The sequence below is a fragment of the Dyella sp. LX-66 genome, from assembly GCF_018599165.1.
Taxonomy (GTDB): Bacteria; Pseudomonadota; Gammaproteobacteria; order Xanthomonadales; family Rhodanobacteraceae; genus Dyella_D; species Dyella_D marensis.
In genome coordinates, this window is the sequence record NZ_JAHFVJ010000002.1 from 46,600 (window position 1) to 66,258 (window position 19,659).

The 19,659-nt window shown below is 68.0% G+C and carries 15 protein-coding genes and 1 riboswitch; of the genes, 11 read left to right on the forward strand and 4 right to left on the reverse strand.

The features are described from left to right. The first annotated feature begins 108 nt into the window (after positions 1 to 108). From hfq to KK141_RS04030, 7 genes are all read left to right on the forward strand, one after another. A complete protein-coding gene (hfq, locus tag KK141_RS04000) occupies positions 109 to 375 on the forward strand; it encodes an RNA chaperone Hfq (RefSeq protein ID WP_167258420.1) in 267 nt (88 codons plus the stop codon). 164 nt (positions 376 to 539) lie between these two features. Then, positions 540 to 1,850 carry a ribosome rescue GTPase HflX gene (hflX, locus tag KK141_RS04005; RefSeq protein ID WP_214571686.1) on the forward strand — a complete coding sequence of 437 codons (1,311 nt, stop codon included), beginning with the start codon at positions 540 to 542 and terminating at the stop codon, positions 1,848 to 1,850. Positions 1,851 to 2,023: 173 nt separating this feature from the next. Next, a complete protein-coding gene (gene hflK / locus KK141_RS04010) occupies positions 2,024 to 3,175 on the forward strand; it encodes an FtsH protease activity modulator HflK (protein WP_214571685.1) in 1,152 nt (383 codons plus the stop codon). Further along, positions 3,175 to 4,041: a protease modulator HflC gene (hflC, locus tag KK141_RS04015; protein WP_167258414.1), complete on the forward strand. Its 867-nt coding sequence runs from the start codon at positions 3,175 to 3,177 to the stop codon at positions 4,039 to 4,041. The genes hflK and hflC overlap by 1 nt, the downstream gene beginning before the upstream one ends. Positions 4,042 to 4,052: 11 nt before the next feature. Beyond that, positions 4,053 to 4,238, forward strand: coding sequence for a DUF2065 domain-containing protein (locus tag KK141_RS04020; protein WP_167258412.1), 186 nt, complete (start codon positions 4,053 to 4,055; stop codon positions 4,236 to 4,238). Between the two features lie 79 nt (positions 4,239 to 4,317). Next, positions 4,318 to 5,610: an adenylosuccinate synthase gene (locus tag KK141_RS04025; protein WP_214571684.1), complete on the forward strand. Its 1,293-nt coding sequence runs from the start codon at positions 4,318 to 4,320 to the stop codon at positions 5,608 to 5,610. A gap of 164 nt (positions 5,611 to 5,774) precedes the next feature. Next, on the forward strand, positions 5,775 to 6,146 hold the full coding sequence (locus KK141_RS04030; protein ID WP_214571683.1) for a hypothetical protein: 372 nt from the start codon (positions 5,775 to 5,777) through the stop codon (positions 6,144 to 6,146). A gap of 391 nt (positions 6,147 to 6,537) precedes the next feature. On the opposite strand, the gene KK141_RS04035 is transcribed toward KK141_RS04030, so the two are convergent. Beyond that, positions 6,538 to 7,125 (reverse strand): NUDIX domain-containing protein, encoded by a 588-nt coding sequence (locus KK141_RS04035; protein ID WP_214571682.1) that lies wholly within the window; start codon positions 7,123 to 7,125, stop codon positions 6,538 to 6,540. An 81-nt stretch (positions 7,126 to 7,206) separates the two neighbouring features. Between KK141_RS04035 and KK141_RS04040 the strand changes: the two genes are divergently transcribed. After that, positions 7,207 to 7,965: a DeoR/GlpR family DNA-binding transcription regulator gene (locus KK141_RS04040; protein WP_214571681.1), complete on the forward strand. Its 759-nt coding sequence runs from the start codon at positions 7,207 to 7,209 to the stop codon at positions 7,963 to 7,965. 242 nt (positions 7,966 to 8,207) lie between these two features. Next, complete coding sequence (locus KK141_RS04045) at positions 8,208 to 10,859, forward strand: M1 family metallopeptidase (protein ID WP_214571680.1); 2,652 nt, start codon at positions 8,208 to 8,210, stop codon at positions 10,857 to 10,859. 503 nt (positions 10,860 to 11,362) lie between these two features. Here KK141_RS04045 and KK141_RS04050 read toward each other — a convergent pair. From KK141_RS04050 to gcvP, 3 genes are all read right to left on the reverse strand, one after another. After that, positions 11,363 to 11,812, reverse strand: coding sequence for a nuclear transport factor 2 family protein (locus KK141_RS04050; RefSeq protein WP_214571679.1), 450 nt, complete (start codon positions 11,810 to 11,812; stop codon positions 11,363 to 11,365). Positions 11,813 to 11,839: 27 nt separating this feature from the next. Next, positions 11,840 to 13,819, reverse strand: coding sequence for an amidohydrolase family protein (locus tag KK141_RS04055; RefSeq protein WP_214571678.1), 1,980 nt, complete (start codon positions 13,817 to 13,819; stop codon positions 11,840 to 11,842). Positions 13,820 to 14,120: 301 nt separating this feature from the next. Then, positions 14,121 to 16,991: an aminomethyl-transferring glycine dehydrogenase gene (gene gcvP / locus KK141_RS04060; protein WP_214571677.1), complete on the reverse strand. Its 2,871-nt coding sequence runs from the start codon at positions 16,989 to 16,991 to the stop codon at positions 14,121 to 14,123. Positions 16,992 to 17,044: 53 nt separating this feature from the next. Next, positions 17,045 to 17,138, reverse strand: a riboswitch (glycine riboswitch). 405 nt (positions 17,139 to 17,543) lie between these two features. Here gcvP and KK141_RS04065 point away from each other — a divergent pair. Both KK141_RS04065 and KK141_RS04070 read left to right on the forward strand, forming a co-directional pair. Continuing rightward, positions 17,544 to 17,966 (forward strand): VOC family protein, encoded by a 423-nt coding sequence (locus KK141_RS04065; protein WP_214571676.1) that lies wholly within the window; start codon positions 17,544 to 17,546, stop codon positions 17,964 to 17,966. A 34-nt stretch (positions 17,967 to 18,000) separates the two neighbouring features. Then, positions 18,001 to 19,656 (forward strand): alpha/beta fold hydrolase, encoded by a 1,656-nt coding sequence (locus tag KK141_RS04070; RefSeq protein WP_214571675.1) that lies wholly within the window; start codon positions 18,001 to 18,003, stop codon positions 19,654 to 19,656. Positions 19,657 to 19,659: the final 3 nt, after the last annotated feature.

Here is a 19,659-nt window from a genome sequence, read left to right on the forward strand (position 1 = left end):
CACAGAACCTTTCATCAACGATTTAAAAGTGGTTAATATTCCGAAGCCTTGGGCCGGGGCGCGCGAGCGTCTTTTATCCGGCCCGTCCGATGCGAGGGGAGAACAACAATGTCCAAAGGGCAGTCATTGCAAGATCCGTTTTTGAACGCACTGCGCCGCGAGCGCGTCCCGGTTGCCATCTACCTGGTCAACGGCATCAAGCTGCAGGGCACGATCGAGTCGTTCGACCAGTTCGTGGTGCTGCTGCGCAACCAGGTCAGCCAGATGGTCTACAAGCACGCCATTTCCACCGTGGTGCCCAGCCGCAACGTGCGGATGGGGACCGGCCACGAGGGCCACGTCGAGGCTACGACGGCGCCCGAAACGGAAGGTTGAAACGGGCCTGGAATGACCCATGTGTAAGAGGCGGCGGGCCTTAAGGTCCCGCCGCTTGGTCGTTTCCGACCCCACGGCCGCTGGCGCCGCTACACTTCGCATTCGCCCCGTCGCGGCCGTCCGGCCCGATGCCGGGTCCATTCCGCACAGGTCATTCCGCATCCGTGTTCGATAGACAAAAGAAAGGCGAGCGCGCCGTACTGGTGCTGCCGCATTCCCGTGGCGAGGGCGACACCGTGCGCCGCGCCGAAGAATTCACCGAGCTGGTGAAATCCGCCGGCGCCGAAGTGCTGGGCAGCATCGCCGCCCGCGTCGAGGACCCCAACCCGCGCTACTACATCGGTTCCGGCAAGGCCGACGAGGTCGCCGAGATGGTGCGCGCGCTCGAAGCCGACCTGGTGCTGGTGGACCACACCCTCAGCCCGGTGCAGGAGCGCAACCTTGAGAAGCACCTGAAGACCCGCGTGGTCGACCGCGCCGGCCTGATCCTGGACATCTTCGCCCAGCGCGCCCGCTCGCACGAAGGCAAGCTGGAAGTGGAGCTGGCCCAGCTCAAGCATGTCGCCACCCGCCTGGTGCGCGGCTGGACCCATCTGGACGCCCAGCGCGGCGGTGCCATCGGCAACCGCGGTCCGGGCGAAACCCAGCTGGAAACCGACCGCCGCCTGCTCGCCGAGCGCGTGAAGATGCTGAGCAAGCGCCTGGAGAAGGTGCAGGTGCAGCGCACCCAGCAGCGCCGCGCGCGCCTGCGCAACACCGTGCCGCGGGTGGCCCTGGTGGGTTACACCAATGCCGGCAAGTCCACGCTGTTCAATGCGCTGACTTCCGGCGAGGTGTTCGCCGCCGACCTGCTGTTCGCCACGCTCGACCCCACCGTGCGCAAGCTCGACGACCTCAGCTGCGGCCCGGCCGTGCTGGCCGACACCGTGGGCTTTATCCGCGATCTTCCGCACGACCTGGTGGCCGCTTTCCGCGCCACCCTGGCCGAGGCGCGCGACGCCGACCTGCTGCTGCACGTGAGCGACGCCGCCGACGAGGAGCGCGAATACCTGCACAAGGTGGTCGACGGCGTGCTGGAGGAAATCGACGCCGGCGACGTGCCGCAGCTGCGCGTGATGAACAAGATCGACCTGGCCGGCACCGAGCCGCGCATCGACCGCGACGACGAAGGCCGCCCGGCCACCGTGTGGCTGTCGGCCGCCACGGGGCAGGGCCTGGACCTGCTGCGCCAGGCCCTGGGCGAACTGCTCGGCGGCGAGCGCGTGCAGTCCGAGCTGCGCCTGCCGCTCACCGCCGGCCGCCTGCACGCGCGGCTCAAGGCCGCCGGCGCGATTGCCGGCGAGGACGTGGACGAGGATGGCTGGCGCCTGCGCATCGACGCGCCGCGCAGCGTGATCGCTCCGCTCAGCGGCGGCAGCCCGGCCGAGGCCGAGCTGCTGCGCGGCCTGCTGGGCGAGCCGCGCGACGAGCTGTGAGCGAGGCGGGACGGGCCTTCGCCCGTCCGCCTCTGCTAGAATGCCCGCCGTTTGTGCCGCTTCCCTGCCGGGCAGGACCCTTGCCCGGACGCGACTCGCCACCATGATGATTTCCGACCAAGGTGCTTCCGGCTATTGCTGCCGGCCTCCCTGCGGCCTCAAGGAGACTGACAATGGCCTGGAACGAACCCGGTAACGGGCAACGTGACCCCTGGGGCAAGCCTCGCCAGAACCCCGGTAAATCCGGTCTGGACGATGCTTTTAAGCAGCTGAAGAACCGGCTCTTCCGCCTCGGCGGCGGACCTGGCGGCCTGCTCACTATCGTTACGGCACTGCTGCTGGCCTCGCTGCTGTTTAGCAGCGGCACGGTGATCGATGCTCGCCAAGCTGGCGTAGTCCTGCGCTTCGGCCAGTACGCCCGCACCCTGCAGCCGGGCTTCCACTTCAAGCTGCCGCGTCCGCTGGAGACCGTCACCAAGGTCAGCACGACCGAGGTGCGCTCGGTGTCCGACAAGGTGCGCATGCTGACCAGCGACGAGAACATCATCTCGGTCGACTTCAACGTGCAGTACCAGGTGTCGGACGCGCGCAAATTCCTGTTCTCGCTGAGCGGCCAGCCGGAAGACACGCTGCGCCAGGCCGCCGAGGCCGCGGTGCGCTCCGTGGTCGGCGCCAATGTGATGGACAACATCCTCACCAGCTCCGCGCCCGAGCAGGCCGCCGTGCCCGCCGCGTCGTCCACCGCGGCCGCGCCGGTCGCTGCCGCGCAGGCCGCGGTGACCCAGGCCGCCGCCGCCGCGCAGACGCGCGACACGCTGCAGCAGCAGACCCGCGAGATTCTCCAGGCCACCCTGGACAGCTACGACGCCGGCCTCGCCGTCACCGACGTGAGCTTCCAGAACGTGTCGCCGCCGCAGGAAGTGAAGGACGCCTTCGACGACGTCAACGCCGCGCGCGAAGACAAGCAGGGCACCGAGAACAACGCCCGCGCCTACGCCAGCAAGGTGGTGCCCGAAGCGCGCGGCGAAGCCTCGCGCATCGCCGCCCAGGCGCAGGGCTACTCCGCCGAGCGCGTGGCCCGCGCCACCGGCGACGCCGACCGCTTCAACCTCATCCTCAAGGAATACCGCGGCGCGCCCGAAGTGACCCGCCGCCGCCTGTGGCTGGAAACCGTCGAGGACGTGATGTCCAACAATCCCAAGGTGCTGGACGGCACCGGCGGCCGCAACATGATCTACCTGCCGCTGGACCGCACCGCCGTGCGCGACCTGCCGGGCGTGGGCACGGTGGCGCCGGCCGCCGACTCGGGCAAGGAGAAGCAGTGATGAAATTCCTCGCCGGCATCATCGTCGTCATCGCCGTCCTGCTCGGTTTCAACAGCGCCTACGTGGTGCACGAAGGGCAGAGCGCCCTGGTGCTGCAGTTCGGCCGCATCGTGCGCACGGGCGACACGCCCGGCCTGCACTTCAAGCTGCCGCTGATCCAGCAGGCCATCCTGTTCGACAACCGCATCCTCACCCTGGAGGCGCAGCCGGAGCGCTACTTCACCTCCGAGAAGAAGAGCGTGAACGTCGACTTCTACGTGAAGTGGCGCATCGCCGACAACGCCGCCTATTACCGCGCCACCGCCGGCGCCGAGCTGCAGGCCGCCAACCGCCTGTCGCCGATCGTGAAAGACGCCCTGCGCTTCGAGTTCAACGGCCGCACCCTGCAGGAACTGATCGCCGGCGGCCGCAAGGACATCACCGAGCGCGTGCGCAAGCAGACCGACGCCACCGCGCGCAAGAGCCTCGGTATCGCCGTGGTCGACGTGCGCATCAAGCGCATCGACCTGCCGGACGAAGTGAGCGAGTCGGTATACAAGCGCATGCGCGCCGAGCGCCTGCAGCTGGCCAACGAATTGCGCTCCACCGGCCGCCAGGCCGCCGAAACCATCCAGGCCGACGCCGACCGCCAGGGCCAGGTGATCCGTGCCGAAGCCGAACGCGACGCGGCCAAGATCCGCGGCGAAGGCGACGCGCAGGCCGCGGCGATCTACGCGCAGGCCTACGGGCAGGATCCGGAATTCTTCGCGTTCTACCGCAGCCTGGGCGCGTACCGTAAGTCGTTCGACGACGGCAAGGGCGTGCTGGTGCTGAAGCCGGATTCGGAGTTCCTGAAGTATTTCAACGACGGCGCGAGCAAGCGCTGAGGCAGCCGGGCATGTCGCACGACCTCGCCGCCGCGCTGTGCCTCGTCCTGGTGATCGAGGGGCTGGTGCTGTTCGCCTCGCCGCGTGGCTGGCAGAGCATGGTGCGCGAGGCGCTGAAGATGGAGCCGCGGAGCCTGCGCATCTGCGGCGCGGTGGTCATGGCGGCCGGGCTGCTGTTCCTGCAGCTGGTGCATTGACGCGCGGTTGCCTGCAACGTTTTCGATTCAACATCCTCCGGCCCCCCGATGGGGCCACGACCTACGAGCGAGAAAGATCATGGGCAAGTCAGTCGTAATCCTCGGCGCGCAATGGGGCGACGAAGGCAAGGGCAAGATCGTCGACCTGCTGACCGAGCGGGTGAGCGCGGTCGCACGCTTCCAGGGCGGCCACAACGCCGGCCATACGCTGGTCATCGGCGGCAAGAAGACCGTGCTGCACCTGATTCCGTCCGGCATCCTGCGCGACGACGCGCTCTGCCTGATCGGCAACGGCGTGGTGCTGTCGCCGCAGGCGCTGAAGACCGAGATCGAGGAACTGGAAGCGCAGGGCGTGGAAGTGCGCTCGCGCCTGAAGATCAGCCCGGCCACCCCGCTGATCATGCCGTACCACATCGCCGTGGATAAGGCGCGCGAAGCCGCCGCCGGCAAGAGCGCGATCGGCACCACCGGCCGCGGCATCGGCCCGGCCTACGAGGACAAGGTCGCCCGCCGCTCCATCCGCGTGGCCGACCTGATGTATCCGCACGAGCTGCCGGAGAAGGTGAAGACCGCGGTCGAGTACCACAACTTCATCCTCACCCAGTGGCTGAAGGCCGAGGCGGTCGACTACCAGCAGGTGCTGGACGATGCGCTGGCCTATGGCGAGTTCATCCGCCCGATGGTCGACGACGTCGCCACCATCCTGCACGACGTGCGCAAGGAAGGCGGCCACATCCTGTATGAAGGCGCCCAGGGCGCGCTGCTGGATATCGACCACGGCACCTATCCCTACGTCACCTCGTCCAACACCACCGTCGGCGGCGCACTCGCCGGCACGGGCGTGGGCGCGGGCGACATCGACTACGTGCTGGGCATCTGCAAGGCCTATGCGACGCGCGTCGGCGGCGGTCCGTTCCCCACCGAGCTGCACGACGAGATGGGCGAGCGCCTGCGCAAGGTCGGCAACGAGTTCGGCGCCAGCACCGGCCGTCCGCGCCGCTGCGGCTGGATCGACCTAGTCGCGCTCAAGCGCGCCGTGCAGATCAACGGCATCAACGGCCTGGCCATCACCAAGCTCGACGTGCTCGACGGCCTGCCCAGCATCAAGGTCTGCATCGCCTACGAATACCGCGGCAAGCGCCGCGAACTGGCCCCGCTGGACGCCGACGGCTGGGCGGAGTGCAAGCCGGTCTACCTGGAATTCCCGGGCTGGGAAGAATCCACCGCCGGCATCCGCGACTGGAACAAGCTGCCGGCTGCCGCCCGTGCCTACCTGCGCGCGGTGGAAGAACTGTCGGGCTGCCGCCTGGCGATCGTGGCGACCGGCGCGGATCGTGACGACACGATCGTACTGGACGATCCGTTCGCCTGATCGGGCCTGGTTGCCCGATACGAAGAAAGCCCCGCCAGCGCGGGGCTTTTTTTATGGACTCAAGCAATGCGTTCACTGCGTCATTGCGCGATCACCACGCCGCTTCCACGCCGTGCTGATCATCCAGGTCTGACCATGAGCCCTCCGCAGCAGGAGCGCATGCCATGGCTAACGCAGACAACAAGCATCCCCGCCGCGACACCGCACCCGAGGACGAGCCGATACAGGGTGGCGAATTGCCTATCAAGCCGTTGCCGCGCGAAGACGAGGACGAAGACGAGTCGGGATCGACCGGCGATGACGGCGAGCGATCCACGGCGAGCGCAACGATGACGCCGGAGCGTGCGATCGCACCGGAAGGCGGTGTCGGCCGGCGCAGCGGCACGGGGCAGGCGAGGGCGCATCGCTCGTTCGACGAGAACGCCGGCAGGCAAATGCTGGGCCGCGCGGTCGATCCGGATGGCGAGCTGCCGGAGCCGGGCGTGGGCGACAGCTATCAGTCCGGCGTGCGGGCCAAGGCGTGGCGCGACAAATGATGAGCGCGTATCCCTATCGCCCGCGTGTTCTGCGCAGCGGGCGATAAGGCGCCGTGAAGACCGATGCGATCCAGCTCGTGAAGCGCATGTGCGCCCCTGCACAAACGCAGCCATTGCAAGCGCCTGTGCGCCGGTTCTTGGCCGCTTTGTGAGCTGGATATAAGTCGAGGCATCGATCGCAACCTAAGGTTGCGCGCAGCCATGGTCGGCTCCAGGCGGCCGGAGATGGTCAGCGGGCCGGAGTGCGTCTGTGCTCTTGGCTCGCGCATGGTTTCTCCCCTCCGTCACGCGGGCATCGTTACCCGAGCGATGCCACCCACGCGCGACGGACCTATTCCGACAGAAGCAGGGCCGCTACGGCGACCCTGCTTTTTTTTCGCCCCGCGTTCGCTCAAGTCGCGAACACATGCATCGCCGCGTACTGCAGCAGCATGATGGTCTTGCCGTCGACGATCTCGCCGCGGCGGAGCATGGCCATCGCTTCGTCGAACGGCAGCTCCAGCACTTCGATGTCCTCGCCTTCGCCGGGCAGGCCGCCGCCGTCGCTCACCTTCTGCGAGGCGTCGTATTCGGCGACGAAGAAATGCAGCTTCTCGGTGACCGAGCCGGGACTCATGAAAGCCTCGAACACCTTGCGCACGTCGCCGACACGGTAGCCGGTCTCTTCCTCCGCTTCGGCGCGGATGCGCTGCTCGGGCGTGGCCTGGTCGAGCAGGCCGGCGGGCGCTTCGATCAGCATGCCGTCGTGGCCGTTGACGAAGCAGGGGAAGCGGAACTGCCGCACCAGCACCACGCGCCGTGTCTCGCGCTGGTACAGCAGCAGGGCGGCGCCGTTGCCGCGGTCGTAGGTCTCGCGCTGCTGGCGCTGCCAGCTGCCGTCGGCGCGGCGGAAGTCGTAGATGGTCTTCTTGAGCAGGTACCAGTCGTTCGACAGCACCTGGCTGTCGATCACGCGGACCCGGTCGGCGGTAGTGGACATGGGGGAATCCAGCTGGACAGGGGACGCTGGCTACCGTATCGTGCAGTTTCGTGCAAAGTCAATTAAATTCGTGCAAATGCCATGCTGACCAGCCAGCGCAAGCAAGCCATCCTCGCCGCCCTGCAACGGGACGGGCAGGTCGTGGCCAAGACCATGAGCGAGACCTTCGGGGTTTCGGAAGACACCGTGCGCCGCGACCTGCGCGAGCTGGCTGCCGAAGGCCTGCTGCAGCGGGTGCACGGCGGCGCCTTGCCGGCCTCGCCGGCGATGGCGGACTTCGCCCATCGCCAGCACATCGGCCCGGAGGCGAAATCCGCCATCGCGCACCGCGCGGCGCAGATGGTGCTGCCCGGCCAGGTGGTCTTCATCGATGGTGGCACCACCTGCGTGCAGCTTGCGCGCAGCCTGCCGCCCGGCCTGCGCGCCACGGTGGTCACGCATAGCCCCAGCATCGCGGTGGAGCTGGTGGATCACGCCGGCATCGAGGTGGTGCTGATCGGCGGGCGCCTGTTCAAGCATTCGGTGGTGGCGGTGGGTGCCGCCGCCATGGAAGCGATCGCGCGCGTGCGCGTCGACCTTTACTTCATGGGCGTCACCGGCGTGCATCCGAGCGCGGGCCTGAGCACCGGCGATTTCGAGGAGGCCAGCGTGAAGCGCGCGCTGATCGAACGCGCGGCCGAAGTGGTGGTGCTCGCGTCGGCGGAGAAACTGCATGCGGCCTCGCCGTACGTGATCGCCCCGGTGCAGGCGGCGCAGACCCTGGTGGTGGAGGGCGATACCGCAGAGGCGGCGATAGCGCCGTTCGCCGCGCTGGGGCTGGCGGTGGTGCGGGCGTCGTAGCCCGAGGGCGGCCGGCTCGATCGGCCGCGGATACTGCGCCGCAGCAACCGCAGCCGGGGCCAAAGCCTGGTCAGGAGCGGCCTGCCATGACTTCCGGGCCGTGCTACCGCCCGCCACGGGCGGCGACCATCGCGGGGACTGGCCGGACCTAGGGGAGCTTCGTCCGGCCCATCTGCCAAGCATTTTCCGGCCCCCGCCGGTCCCCGTGCTTTCAACACCACGCTTTCATCCAAGGAGCTGACATGCGCCGTTCCACCCTGGTTTCCGCGATCGTCCTCGCGCTCGCGAGCGCTTCCATGAGCGCCGTCGCCGCCGTCCCCGCGGCCAAGCACACTGCCGAGCAGACCACCACCCAGCTGCCGCGCAACGTGCGCCCCACGCATTACGACGTGGCGGTGACGCCGCATGCGGACAAGCTGAGCTTCGACGGCAAGGTCGCCATCAAGGTCGACGTGCTGGAGCCGACCAGCAGCATCACCCTCAACGCGATGGGCATGAGCTTCTCCGAAGTCACCCTGGCCGCGGCCGGCGGCAAGGCGCAAGCGGCCAAGGTGGCCGTGGACGAAGACAAGCAGACCGCCACCTTCAGCTTCGACAAGCCGCTGCCCAAGGGCAGCTACACGCTGGCGATGACCTACACCGGCAAGATCGGCACCCAGGCCAACGGCCTGTTCGCCATCGACTACGACACCAAGGCCGGCAAGAAGCGCGCGCTGTACACGCAGTTCGAGAACTCCGACGCCCGCCGCTTCATCCCGTCCTGGGACGAGCCGAACTACAAGGCCACCTTCAATCTCACCGCCACGGTTCCGGCGGATGACATGGCGGTGAGCAACATGCCGGTGGCGAAGAAGAGCGACGCCGGCAACGGCCTGGTGACGATCCAGTTCCAGCCCTCGCCGAAGATGTCCACCTACCTGCTGTTCTTCGGCGTGGGCGAGTTCGAGCGCGCCACCGCGATGGCCGGCAAGACCGAGGTCGGCGTGGTCACGCAGAAGGGCATGCTGTCGCAGGCCAACTTCGCGCTGGATTCGGCCAAGACCATCCTGGCCGAGTACAACGACTACTTCGGCACGCCGTATCCGCTGCCCAAGCTGGACAACATCGCCTCGCCGGGCCGCAGCCAGTTCTTCGGCGCGATGGAAAACTGGGGCGCGATCTACACCTTCGAGTACGTGCTGCTGCTCGATCCCACCATCTCCACCCAGGCCGACAAGCAGAACGTGTTCTCGGTGCAGGCGCACGAGATGGCGCACCAGTGGTTCGGCGACCTGGTCACCATGCGCTGGTGGGACGACCTGTGGCTCAACGAAGGCTTCGCCTCGTGGATGGAAGCGCGCACCACCGAGAAGCTGCATCCGGAATGGAACACCAAGCTGGAACAGGTGAACGTGCGCGAGGGCGCCATGGGCCGCGACGCCATCGCCACCACGCATCCGATCATCCAGCACGTGGAGACGGTGGAGCAGGCCAGCCAGGCCTTCGACGCCATCACCTATTCCAAGGGCCAGGCGGTGATCGGCATGCTGGAGGGTTATGTCGGTTCCGACGCCTGGCGCGACGGCGTGCGCCTGTACATGAAGCAGCACGCCTACGGCAACACGGTGTCCGACGACCTGTGGCGCGCGGTGGAGCAGGCTTCGAAGAAGCCGATCATGGACGTGGCGCACGACTTCACCCTGCAGCCGGGCATCCCGATGATCACCGTCGACTCGGCCACCTGCGCCGGCGGCAAGACCACGCTGAAGCTGAGCCAGGGCGAATTCACCCGCGACCGCCCCGACAAGAAGCCGCTGTCCTGGCGCGTGCCGGTGATCGCGCAGACTCTCGGCGGCGCACCCGCGCGCACGCTCGTCACCGGCGGCAAGGCCACGCTGGAAGTGCCCGGTTGCGGCCCGGTGGTGGTCAACGCCGGCCAGAGCGGCTACTACCGCACGCTGTACGGCCCCGAGCAGTTCGCCGCGCTGAAGGACAACTTCGCCAAGCTGCAGCCGATCGACCAGCTCGGCACGCTGGGTGACACCTGGGCGCTGGGCATGGCCGGCAAGCGCGCCTCGTCCGATTTCCTGGACCTAGTGCAGGCCACGCCGGCCGACGCCGATCCGCAGATCTGGGGCGACATCGCCGGCGACCTCAACGCCGTCGATAGCTACTACCAGGGCGACGCCGCGCGCCAGGCCGCCTTCCGCAAGTTCGCCATCGCCAAGCTGGCGCCGGTGTTCGCGCGCGTGGGCTGGGAGCCGAAGGAAGGCGAGGCCGATCCGGTGAAGATCCAGCGCACCGAGCTGATCGGCACGCTCGGCAACCTCGGCGATCCGGCCGTGCTGAAGGAAGCGCAGCGCCGCTTCGACGCGCAGGACAAGGATCCCAAGGCGATGCCGGCGGCCCTGCGCCGCACCATCCTCGCCGTGGTCGCCCGCAACGCGGACGCCGCCACCTGGGACCGCCTGCACGCCATGGCCAAGGCCGAGAAGACCCCGCTGGTGAAGGACCAGCTGTACACGCTGCTGTCGATCAGCCGCGACAAGGCGTTGGCGCAGAAGGCGCTGGATCTGGCGCTGACCGACGAGCCGGGTGCCACCAACAGCGCGAGCATGATCAGCGTGGTTTCCGGGCAGCATCCGGAGCTGGCCTTTGATTTCGCTGTGGCGCACAAGGCTGAGGTGGATAAGAAGGTGGATTCGAGTGCGAGCAGCCGGTATTACCCGCAGCTCGCCTCGCGGTCGCTGGATCCTTCGATGGTGGGTAAGGTGAAGGCTTACGCCGAGAAGTATGTGGCGGCGGGGTCGCGTCGGGATGCGGATACGGCGGTGGCGAATATTGAGTATCGCGTCAAGGTGAAGAGTGAGCGGTTGCCCGCGATTGATGCGTGGCTGAAGGCGCACGGGGTGTAACGTTTATTTTGATGGTTTTGGTTTTGAGGCCCGCGCGAGCGGGCCTCTTTTTTTTTGGGTTGGCGCGATGCTGGGGGCGCTCGTCATCCCGGCGTAGGCCGGGATCCAGTGACTGTCTCGCTTGGTTTTCGCGGTGACGCGAATGGGCCGCTTATGCAGCGGGCATTTCGTGCGCCTGCCGGCGCCCGAGTCACTTTTTCTTTGCTGGCCCAAAGAAAAAGTAACCCAAAAGAAATGGCCTGAGAGCAAAGGCTCGCGACGCGACTAGAACGAGCAATGACGGCTGCGGTAACCGGATTAACCTGGGTCTACACGAAGCGACTGTGCGTTTACGTGACGCGCGCTTCAACGTGCCGTGGCGAAGAGGACGTTTAGCGACTGAAGCCAGCTTTTGTTCTTCGCTCCTGTATGCGACGCCACCACACTTCTCCCTCTCCCCTCCGGGGAGAGGGTCGGGGTGAGGGGGCGGGCGGAGCGACGCGCCGAGTCTTGCGGCGTATAGATCAGGAGCTGTGGTCGAGCACGATTTTCCAGCCGCTCGCAGTCTTTTCCCACAGTAGCGAAAACACGCCGTCGTCTTTTGCCGCGGTGCCGTGGGCGGTGCGGTCCAGGTGGAAGCGGCCGGTTACTGCTGCGTAGTGCGACTGGCCGTCGGGGCATGGCAGGAGACGTACTTCGATGTCGGAGTAGGTGAGCTTGCCCATTTGTTCTTTGGTGGCGTAGTTCTTTTTGTAGCTTTCCAGGATGCGGGCGTAGCCCTGGCGGATTTTCGAGCCGATGAAAGTAGTGTCGGGGGCGTCTTTGTAGGCGGTGACGAAGTTGTCGACGTCGCCGCGGTTCCAGGCGTCCTGCTGTGCGGAGAGCACGGTGCGGATCGCGGAGCTTTCGTCGGCGGCGTGCGCGAAGGGGGCGAATGCCAGGGCGGCGAGCAGGAAGAGCAGGGGTTTGCGCATGGTGGTCTCCTTGCGGGCGATGGGGGATCAGGGCTTGAAGCCGACAGACTCCCACAGCGGCGCGGGGTCGTACACGCTGCCGTTGGCGATGGTCTTGGCGATGCGGCGGGTGTTGTGGATGTCGGCCAGCGGGTCGGCATCGAGCAATAGCATGTCCGCGCGCTTGCCCACCTGCAGGGTGCCCACTTCCTTGTCCAGGCCAAGCACCTTCGCCGGTACGCTGGTCGCCGCCTGCAGCGCTTCCATCGGGGTGAAGCCGGCCTGCACGTAGATCTCCAGTTCGCGGTGCAGTGAGTAGCCGGGAATCGCCTGGTCGGTGCCGGCCACGATGGTCAGGCCCTGGCGGTGCAGTTCGCGCAACGTGGCTAGCATGTACTGATACCGCTTGATCGAATCCTCGGTCTGGTCCGGCGCCGCGCCCGTCGCATTCAAGGCGGCGGCCAGCGGCGCGGCGACGTGGTCGATGCCGGGCTCGATCGAGCGCAGCGGCGTGGTGCTGGGGCGGTCGAACAGTTCGAACAGGGCGATGGTGTCGTCGAACACGGTGTGGTGCTGCTTGAACAGCGCCAGCTGGCGGCGTGCGCCGGGCGTTTTGAAATCCAGCGGCGGCAGCGGCTGCCCGCGCTGGACGCCGAGCAGATCGCGCATCACGAAATGAATGTGGTTGATGCTGTCGTAGCCGGCTTCCACCACCTGCGCGCTGGTCATGCCCTGCGGCACGTGGCCGGTGACGGTGAGGCCGAGCTTGTGCGCCTCGTCGGCGATCACCGGCACCAGTTCCGGCTTCATGCTGCTGTAGATCTTGATCTGCACCGCGCCGGCGTCCTTGTAGCGGCGCACCACCGCGCGCGCCTCCGCAGGCGTGTCGGCGGTGATCGCGCCGAGTGCGATGGGGCCGTTGCCGTCGACGATGCCGGCCACCAGCAGGCGCGGGCCGATGCCGCGGCCGGAAGCGATGGCGTCGCGCACGGTGGTGATGTAGTCGAACTCGTTGCCGCAGTCGCGCACGCTGGTGACGCCGGCAGCGAGGTAGATCGGGCCCCATTCCACCTGCTCGTAGTGCGCGTGCATGTCCCACAGGCCGGGGATCAGGAATTTGCCGCTGCCGTCGAGCACGTCCAGGCCCGCTTCGGCTTTCGGCGCCGCGCCGCTGGTGTCGATGCGCGCGGTGTCGATGCGCGCGATGCGGCCGTCTTCCACGTAGACCGATGCATTGCGCCTGGCCGGCGCGCCGGTGCCGTCGATCAGGGTGACGTGGGTGACCACCAGTTTCTTCGAGGGCGGACGCTTCGCGGTCTCGGTGAGCTTGACCAGTGCATCCAGGTTGTTGGCGGCGGCGCGCTGGATGAAGGTGGGCAGCGCGGTCTCGTAGCCGCTGCGCACCGCTTCGAAATGATCGAACTCGCTGTCGGTGGTGACCACGGCGGCCAGCTGCTGCTGGTCGTCCAGCCAGACCGTCTCGTTGCCCCAGACCAGGCCGCTGATCACGTAGCCGTGCAGCTGCACCGTCTTGCCGTTGAGCGGGAGCTCCAGGTCGCCGGCGCTCTGGATGCGTATATCGGCATCCGGCGGCGCGGCGATGCGTTCGGGCTTGCCCTTGGCCAGCCAGTAGCGCAGCAGCATCTGCTGCATCGCCACCGGCGAATAGCCGTCCACCAGGAAAGTGGTGTCGCCGACCGGGTGCTCGCTGGTCTTGCCGTCGCGCACCAGGGTCACGCGGCCCGCCTTGGGGTCGAGCGTGAAACGGTCGTGCATCGGCGACTGGCGCGAGGACTGGCCGTCGCTCTTCAGGCTCAGCGGATGGGTGATGTCGGCGGCGGTGAATTCGGTCTTCAGCGGCACCTCGGTGCCGCGGTCCTTGAAGCTGAAATCCGAGCGCAGGACCAGCTGGCCCTTCTCGCTGGAAATCGTATAGCTCTCCTTGCCGATCGCACGGGCGAACTTGTGCAGCACGAAGCTGCCCTGTTCGGCGGCGGGCGGTGTCTGCGCCGCGGCGGGCGCTGACAAGAGAGAGAAAAGGACAGCGAGGGCGAGCAAACGAGCGAATGGATGCGGCATGTTGGCTCCCTTGGCTACGGCGCGGTCGATACGATCGGCGTAGGTTGGGGTGAGCGTGAGCGAACCCCAACGCTGGCGTATCCGGTTCGCGATGTCGGGGTTCGCTGGCGCTCACCCCAACCTGCGAAGGACGTGGGCGATCAGAGCAGCCACCCCCGCCGATGGCAAGAGCCCGAAAGTCATTCCCCGAAACGAAACAGGCCCCGCCGTAGCGGGGCCTGTCGCGGAACGCAGGGGTGAAACCGGCGGCTCAGGCCTCGGCTTCTTCCTTGTACGCATCCACCGGGATGCACGCGCACATCACGTTCTTGTCGCCGTAGACGTTGTCCACGCGCGCCACCGGCGGCCAGTACTTCTGCAGGCGCAGGCTGGGCAGCGGGAACACCGCCAGCTCGCGCGGGTAGGCATGGGCCCACTCGCTGCCGGCCACCGCGTCGGCGGTGTGCGGGGCGTGCTTGAGCGGGTTGTCCTCGCGGTCCAGGCGGCCGTCCTCGATCGCGCGGATCTCTTCGCGGATCTGGATCATGGCGTCGATGAAGCGGTCCAGCTCGTGCTGCGATTCGCTCTCGGTCGGCTCCACCATCAGCGTGCCGGCCACCGGGAAGCTCAGCGTCGGCGCGTGGAAGCCGAAGTCGATCAAGCGCTTGGCCACGTCCTCGGCGCTGATGCCGGTGGCGTCCTTGAGCGGGCGCAGGTCCAGGATGCACTCGTGCGCCACCAGCCCGTTGCGGCCGGTGTAGAGCGTCTCGTAGTGCGCGGCCAGGCGCTTGGCGATGTAGTTGGCGTTGAGCAGGGCCACCTGGGTCGCCTTGCGCAGGCCCTGCTGGCCCATCATGGCGATGTACATCCAGCTGATCGGCAGGATCGAGGCCGAGCCGAAGCTGGCCGCCGACACCATGCCCACCGTGCCTTCGCCGCCGAGCGTGCGCGGCAGGAACGGCGCGAGGTGCGACTTCACCGCGCAGGGGCCGACACCCGGGCCGCCGCCGCCGTGCGGGATGCAGAAGGTCTTGTGCAGGTTGAGGTGCGAGACGTCCGAACCCCACTTGCCCGGCTTGGCCAGGCCGACCAGCGCATTCATGTTGGCGCCGTCGGTGTACACCTGGCCGCCGTGCTTGTGCACGATCTCGCAGATGGCGACCACGTCTTCCTCGAACACGCCGTGCGTGGACGGGTAGGTGATCATCAGCGCGGCCAGGCGCTCGCTGTACTTCTCGGCCTTGGCGCGGATGTCTTCCAGGTCCACGTTGCCGTTGGCGTCGCACTTGGTGACCACCACGGTCATGCCGCACATCTGCGCGGAAGCCGGGTTGGTGCCGTGCGCGGATTCGGGGATCAGGCACACGTCGCGGTGATCGTCGCCACGCGAGCGGTGATAGGCGCGGATCGCCAGCAGGCCGGCGTATTCGCCCTGCGCGCCGGAGTTCGGCTGCAGGCTCACCGCGTCGTAGCCGGTGCACTCCACCAGCATGGCTTCCAGCTCGTCGATCAGCTGCTTGTAGCCCTGGGTCTGCTCGGCCGGCGCCAGCGGATGGATGTTGCCGAATTCCGGCCAGGTCACCGGGATCATCTCGGCGGTGGCATTGAGCTTCATGGTGCAGGAACCGAGCGGGATCATGGTGCGATCCATCGCCAGGTCCTTGTCGGCCAGCGAGCGCATGTAGCGCAGCAGTTCGTGCTCGCTGTGGTGGGTGTTGAACACCGGGTGCTGCAGGAAGGCGTCCTGGCGCAGCAGGGCGGCGGGCAGCGCGTCGGCGGTGGCGGTGTCGGCTTCGTCGATATCGCCCAGCTCAGCACCGAACAGCGCGGCCAAGGCCTGCACGTCGGCGCGGGTGGTGGTCTCGTCCAGGCTGATGCCCACGCACTGGCCGTGGATCTGGCGCAGGTTGAGGCCCTTGCTGGCGGCCTTGGCGTGGATGGCGTCGGCGTCGACGCCGGTGATGCGCAGCGTGTCGAAGAAATCGCCGCCGACATCGAGGCCGGCCTTGCGCAGCGTCGCCGCCAGAATGGCCGCCAGGCGATGGGTGCGGCGCGCGATGCGCTGCAGGCCGTCGGGGCCGTGGTACACGGCGTACATGCTGGCCATCACCGCCAGCAGCACCTGCGCGGTACAGATGTTGGAGGTGGCCTTCTCGCGGCGGATGTGCTGCTCGCGGGTCTGCAGGGTCAGGCGGTAGGCCGGCTTGCCTTCGGCATCCACCGACACGCCGATCAGGCGGCCCGGCATGGAGCGCTTGTAGGCGTCGCGGCAGGCCAGGTAGGCGGCGTGCGGGCCGCCGAAACCGAACGGTACGCCGAAGCGCTGGCTGTTGCCGAAGACGATGTCGGCGCCCCAGCTGCCGGGCGAGGCAATGAGCGTGAGCGCGAGCAGGTCGGTAGCCACCGCCACCAGCGCGCCGCGCGCGTGCACGGCCTCGGCGGCGGCGCGGTAGTCGTTGATGGTGCCGTAGGTGTTGGGGTACTGCAGCAGCACGCCGAAGCTGTCGACGGTGGCGGCCTCCGCGGCCGGGCCGACGTGCAGCGCGATGTCCACGCCGTCGGCGCGGGTGCGCAGCACTTCAAGCGTCTGCGGGTGCACGTCGTCGGCGACGAAGAACACGTTGCTCTTGGACTTGGCCGAGCGCTTGGCCAGCGTCATCGCCTCGCCCGCGGCGGTGGCTTCGTCCAGCAGCGAGGCGTTGGAGATGTCCATCCCGGTGAGGTCGGCCACCATGGTCTGGAAGTTGATGAGCGCTTCCATGCGGCCCTGCGAGATCTCCGCCTGGTACGGCGTATAGGCCGTGTACCACGCCGGGTTCTCCAGGATGTTGCGCAGGATGACGTTCGGCGTGTGCGTGCCGTTGTAGCCCTGGCCGATGAAGCTGCGGAACACCTTGTTCTTGCCGGCGATGGCGCGGATCTTCGCCAGCGCTTCCACTTCGGTCATGGCCGGCGCCAGGGCCAGCGGCGCGGCGGACTTGATCTGGCCCGGCACGATGGCGTCGGTCATCGACTCCAGCGAGTCGTGGCCGATCGCGCGCAGCATGTGCGCGATCTCGGCGTCGTTGGGGCCGATATGGCGCTCGATGAAAGCTTCGTGGTGCTCGAGATCGCGCAGGGAGGGGGAAGCGGGCTTGGTCATGACAGGGGCGTCCGGAGTGCCTGAATACAGGCAGGACGTGCGTGCCGCACGTCAGGCGCCCCTCTGTCCTTTTGCCTGAGAGTTTGGAAGCTCGCGCTTCGTGCCCCTTCGGCGCCGGATCTAACCGGTCTCTCCAGAGTTGTTCCGCGGCGGCGGTGGTATGGGAGCCTGAGCGATTACGGGCGTTGCGCCTTCGGCAGCGGACCTGTCCGCTTCTCCCACCGCGCCTAAGCTGGCGATTATACCCAACCCGGAGGTCCTTCTCCCCTCCGGGGAGCACGCGGGGAGGGCACAGGGATGTGCCCGGCTTTGAGGAGCGAGGAAGGTGGCGGCAGGCGGATGAGGGGCGGGTGCTCGCCACGGAAGATCGACGAAGCGACGCCCGCTCTCCCGCTCTCGCTTCACCGCTCCGTAGGCCCCCCTCACCCCAACCCTCTCCCCGGCGGGGAGAGGGGGCAGAGGCTTGGCGCAGTGGTGGTTTTAACGAAAACTTGCGCGTTCCCCCGGCGCGACGGAGTAGCGTCTGCCGGATCCCCTCATTCAGGTGCATCCATGTCCCATCCCCCGTTCCGCCTGCGCCAGCTCGACCACATCGTGCTGCGCGCCCTCGACCCCGCGGCGCTCGAAGACTTCTACTGCCGCGTGCTCGGCTGCACGGTGGAGCGGCGGCAGGAGGCGATCGGGCTGGTGCAGCTGCGCGCCGGCGCCTCGCTGATCGACCTGGTCGGCATCGACAGCAAGCTGGGCCGCCTCGGCGGCGCGGCGCCGGGTGCGGAAGGCCACAACGTGGACCATATCTGCCTGGCGGTGGAGGGCTACGACGAGGCGGCCATCCGCGCCCATCTCGAGGCGCACGGCGTGCGCATCGGCGAGAGCGGCTCGCGCTACGGCGCGGAGGGCGAGGGCCCCTCGCTGTATCTGTACGATCCGCAGGGCAACATGATCGAGCTGAAAGGGCCGCCGGCGCAGGCTTGAGCGCGGCGAGCGGCGGCGCGTCGAAGGGGGCTGCATGCGTGGCGTGGTGCATCGGTGGTGCAGACGGGTGTGCGGGCTGCTGGCGCTGGCCGGCATCCTGGCCGGCTGCGCGTCGCCGGTACGCCGGCTGGCGCCGCCCGCGCCCGACGCCACCCTGAGCGTGGCCAAGGCCGCGGCCATGGACGCCATGCACCAGGCCTCGCCGGAACGCGCGGCGCGCGGCTGGCTGCGCTGCGCCGCGGGTGCGTATCGCGCGGCGCTGGCCGGCGGCGCGGTGGCGGACGAAGCCGTGGCGCTCGATACGCAATGCACCGGCCATCTGCTCGACTTCCTGCTGGCCACCGAAGAAGAACGCTGGAAGGCGCGCACGCTGGACGTCGGCGGCGATCCGCTGGCGGTGCAGTTGGGCGAGCTGTCGCCGGACCTCGCCGGCGCCCCCATGTTCGTGCGCGCCGACCGCATCCAGATCTCCGGCCTGATGTTCGGCCAACGCTTCGCCACCAACGGCTTCGGCGTGGCCCTGGTCGCGGCCACCCGGCGCTGCGAGGGCACGCCGCGCTGCCGCCTGTTCCCGCCGGAAGGCGTCACCCGCACGGCGGTGGCCTGGGTCGAGGCGGATGCGCAGGGCGGCACGCCGCGCCTGGTCTTCGCCGATCCGCTGAAGCTGGGCAGCCTGGCGATCGGCCCGCGCGAATACGTGCTGTCGATGGACACCACCGCGCCTTACGCGATGCTGGCCGACTCCTCGCAGCTCAAGCAGCTGGCGATCCGCAACCTGCTGGTCAACGGCCGCGACATCGGCGTGCGCCAGGGCGTGTACCTGCTGGAGGACTACGACCCCGGCAAGATCCCGGTGGTGATGCTGCACGGCCTGGGCGGCAGCCCGCTGGTATGGGCGCGCCTGACCAACCGCATCCAGGGCACGCCGGCGTTGCGCTCGCGCTACCAGGTGTGGCACGTGGTGTACCAGACCAATGCGCCGGTGCTGCTGTCGCGCCTGCGCGTGCAGGGTTTTCTCGACCACGCCTGGGCCGCGGTGGATCCAGCTGCGCACGATGCGGCGCGCACGCACATGGTGCTGGTCGGCCACAGCATGGGCGGCATCATCGCGCGCCTGCTCAGCGCCGACAGCGGCGACGTGCTGTGGCGCGCCGCCTTCCTGGTGCCGGAGCAGCAATTGCACGGCAGCACGGACGACATCGACACCATGCGCCGCGTGCTGCGCTTCACGCCGTATCCGGGCGTCGACACCGCGTTCTTCCTCGCCACGCCGCATCACGGCAGTCCGGCCACCGAGGATTTCTTCGGCCGCCTCGCCCAGCATCTGGTGAAGCCGGGCGGGCCGGAACTGGATGCGATCGCGCGCCTGGTCAAGGCCAACCCCGACGAGATCCAGCCCGACCTGCTGCGCGCCTATCGCGAACGCGGCCTCAGCAGCATCAGCTCGCTGCGGCCCGATCAACCCGTAAGCCGCGCCGCCTGGTCGCTGCTGCCAGTGCCCGGCGTGCGCTACTACACCATCGCCGGCAGCCTGCCCGGCGAAGCGGTGCCGGGCGACGGCGTGGTGCCGCTGGAAAGCAGTTTCCTGCCGGGCGCGGTGTCCACCACCACGGTGACCTCGGGGCATCGCGTATACCGCAACGACGAGGCGATCAACCTGATCGTGAAGACGCTGGGCGAATCGCCGTAAGAC

What these genes read in the sequence shown, in the direction of transcription:
- KK141_RS04025 (WP_214571684.1), top strand. Translation starts at nt 4,318, where the DNA reads ATGGGCAAGTCAGTCGTAATCCTCGGCGCGCAATGGGGCGACGAAGGC.
- KK141_RS04030 (WP_214571683.1), top strand. Translation starts at nt 5,775, where the DNA reads ATGGCTAACGCAGACAACAAGCATCCCCGCCGCGACACCGCACCCGAG.
- KK141_RS04050 (WP_214571679.1), bottom strand. Translation starts at nt 11,812, where the DNA reads ATGCGCAAACCCCTGCTCTTCCTGCTCGCCGCCCTGGCATTCGCCCCC.
- hfq (WP_167258420.1), top strand. Translation starts at nt 109, where the DNA reads ATGTCCAAAGGGCAGTCATTGCAAGATCCGTTTTTGAACGCACTGCGC.
- KK141_RS04020 (WP_167258412.1), top strand. Translation starts at nt 4,053, where the DNA reads ATGTCGCACGACCTCGCCGCCGCGCTGTGCCTCGTCCTGGTGATCGAG.
- gcvP (WP_214571677.1), bottom strand. Translation starts at nt 16,991, where the DNA reads ATGACCAAGCCCGCTTCCCCCTCCCTGCGCGATCTCGAGCACCACGAA.
- KK141_RS04035 (WP_214571682.1), bottom strand. Translation starts at nt 7,125, where the DNA reads ATGTCCACTACCGCCGACCGGGTCCGCGTGATCGACAGCCAGGTGCTG.
- hflC (WP_167258414.1), top strand. Translation starts at nt 3,175, where the DNA reads ATGAAATTCCTCGCCGGCATCATCGTCGTCATCGCCGTCCTGCTCGGT.
- KK141_RS04045 (WP_214571680.1), top strand. Translation starts at nt 8,208, where the DNA reads ATGCGCCGTTCCACCCTGGTTTCCGCGATCGTCCTCGCGCTCGCGAGC.
- KK141_RS04065 (WP_214571676.1), top strand. Translation starts at nt 17,544, where the DNA reads ATGTCCCATCCCCCGTTCCGCCTGCGCCAGCTCGACCACATCGTGCTG.
- KK141_RS04040 (WP_214571681.1), top strand. Translation starts at nt 7,207, where the DNA reads ATGCTGACCAGCCAGCGCAAGCAAGCCATCCTCGCCGCCCTGCAACGG.
- hflK (WP_214571685.1), top strand. Translation starts at nt 2,024, where the DNA reads ATGGCCTGGAACGAACCCGGTAACGGGCAACGTGACCCCTGGGGCAAG.
- KK141_RS04070 (WP_214571675.1), top strand. Translation starts at nt 18,001, where the DNA reads ATGCGTGGCGTGGTGCATCGGTGGTGCAGACGGGTGTGCGGGCTGCTG.